Raw genomic sequence first — 2393 nt, 5'->3', positions numbered from 1 at the left:
GTCACCCCGGCCGGGTCGTCACTGATGCTGACCCCCTCGGCCGCCCGCTCCCAGAACGCCAGCACAGCGGCCACCTCATCCACCCCAGCAGCCCGTACCGTCACATCAGCACCCATGCCGAAAACCCGCCCGGTCTCACCGCCGCACTGGAAGTCGCCGCAACCGGCCGCCCAGGTGGTTCAGCCTCCGAGGGACACTCGGACGCCAACATCAGAATTGCCGAAAAAATTTGGAACACTTACGGCGAAGATCCCACCCGATCCAGAGGTGATCACCCAGCTCCGGATATGCGCCCGACCTTGGGGGTGATCGCCGCAGATTACATTGCAGATATTACTCATGCGGTGTCGGATGTGACACACAGCAACCAAGAGGCTAATTTCAGCAATAAGACGTCAATATTTCTCCATGAGATCGGAAAGAACGAAGAAGCGTATCGACTGATTACTGCGGCTAATTTGTACGACATGAACTTGGCTATGGATGAAGCAGTCCAACAACATGGACACAATGAAGATCGTCTGCTGACCGCAGCAGGAAACATAGCCACTCGGAATGGCCACGTCAGCGGAATCTTGACCGACGCATATGCAACAGGCCGCTATCAAGACCGGCTTGATGCCGACGCCGCCGCCAACGCATCAGTGGATCAATGGGAAGATGTGGCCTCCTACCTGCTTGGCGGAGCTGTTTACGGATCTATTTCAGCCTCAGGCCAGGCTGCCATGGCGGACACCCTTGTCCAGGAAGTCAACGCGAGCATCTTTGACTCTTTCCGCGTAGACAATTCCATTAGTGCCGCCCAGCAGGAGAGCAGAGAGTACAGCAACGCAAGGACGCACTACGTAACAGCAGCCAAAAATTCTTTGAGCATGGCCCTCGATCGAGCAGGAATTGATGCCTCAGAACATGAGGACTTCTCTCTAGTAGAAGGGAGCGTTCAGCTCAGCGCTGGAACCGGACATGATATTGGAACAACTCGAATCGAGCGACCGAGATAATGCCGACGGAAAAGGTTGCGGACTGAAGATAACTAGAACCATGTCACTGTTCGCAATTTCCGTTCTCGCGACTGCGGCGTGCTCCACTCCAAGTAGCGAGGAGACGAAAGAATATACTCCACCTGAGGAGCTTTGCAGTACACGCGTAGACTCGCAATCATTTGAATCGGTATTTCCGGCAGGAAAAGAGCTGGAAATCGAAACGCAGATTCCCTATGATTCCGCCCACGACACACCCGCAACTCATAACTGTGTCGCAACGGTAGACGGAATCCAAGCCTTCTCTCTTTCCAGCATCCCAGCGACTCGGGCTGCCGGATTGGAAGAATATATTTCTGAACGAGGATACATATTTGATATCGATGACTCCGTTCCGGCACGCGCGAGCGGCTATGACGTTATCGCATGGCAAAGTGTGGCCATTGGATTCGCACCCTGCACTGCGTCAGAATTGAATAGCTCAGGCGTAGGATTTATGATTCGCCTCGGCGCAGACAATGAGCTGAACGACATCGATGCTCTCGTGGAAGCTCTTGGATCCTATATGGAGGGGCGCATTTCTCAAATCGACCCCAAGCATTGCACATTTTCATAACGCTTAGTCAACCGGACAGCCGTGCCCGCCGCACATCGATTCCCGTCAGACTGGCGCTGCAGGGTTTGGCAGCACGTTCCGTCTCGTGATGGTGTTGATTCCATCAGGGGGGAATTGGAAACCGGAACACACAATCAGCCGACCAAGAGCGGGAGACTAGCTCCAACCACTATTGCAACATAACAGTAGACGGATTCCGAGCCTTCTCCCTTCCAGCATCCCAGCGACCCAGGCCAGTGGCGTGGAAGACTACATCTCCGAACACGGGTATGAATTCGATGCCGAGGACTCCCGTTCCACGCGCACAGGCGAGTATGAAGTCCTCGCGTGGCCGCATGTAGTCATCGGATTCACAAGCTGCACCCGATCAGAATTGGGCAGCTCAGGAGTAGGCTTCATGATTGACCTGGACGAGAAGAACAAGCTGAACGATACTGACTCCCTCGTCGGGGCTCTTGAGTCCTACATGGACGGGCGCATCGCTCAGATCGAACCTCAGAGCTACACATTCAGCTGAGGGTGAGCCGCGCACATCGTGTCAGGCGACCAGTTCTTGCAGCCCGGGTGGCCTTCGGGAGGCAGGCGCGGTCGCCAGCATATCGCCGAACGAGCACAACACCCAGCCACAGCGGCCGTTGTCAAGGGCTGGTGGTGCACCATCAGGCAACCGGGCCGTCACGAATGTGTAGCGAATGGCGTTTGCGCCCCCGATCCGGCGCCCCATATCGGTCGGCCGGGCCCGGTACCCGTAAGCTCGGTCGGGCTTGACGCCGTAGCCGGGGGCTACCGAACGGGGA

At 56.2% G+C, this 2393-nt stretch carries 3 protein-coding genes; all 3 read left to right on the top strand.

Annotated elements, in window-relative coordinates; all coding sequences use genetic code 11:
- The coding region (locus BM385_RS26920) for a hypothetical protein (RefSeq protein ID WP_175543122.1) at positions 1-1001 on the top strand (1001 nt) is incomplete at its 5' end.
- Complete coding sequence (locus tag BM385_RS26915; protein WP_139275253.1) at positions 964-1596, top strand: hypothetical protein; 633 nt, start codon at positions 964-966, stop codon at positions 1594-1596. The genes BM385_RS26920 and BM385_RS26915, both read left to right, overlap by 38 nt.
- A gap of 241 nt (positions 1597-1837) precedes the next feature.
- Entirely contained in the window at positions 1838-2113 is a 276-nt protein-coding gene (locus BM385_RS26910) for a hypothetical protein (protein ID WP_139275252.1), read from the top strand.
- Positions 2114-2393: the final 280 nt, after the last annotated feature.

The sequence above is a fragment of the Streptomyces harbinensis genome, from assembly GCF_900116145.1.
GTDB classification, from domain to species: domain Bacteria; phylum Actinomycetota; class Actinomycetes; order Streptomycetales; family Streptomycetaceae; genus Streptomyces; species Streptomyces carpaticus.
This window is presented reverse-complemented; position numbering and strand designations above follow the sequence as displayed.

What these genes read in the sequence shown, in the direction of transcription:
- BM385_RS26915 (WP_139275253.1), top strand. Translation starts at nt 964, where the DNA reads ATGATATTGGAACAACTCGAATCGAGCGACCGAGATAATGCCGACGGA.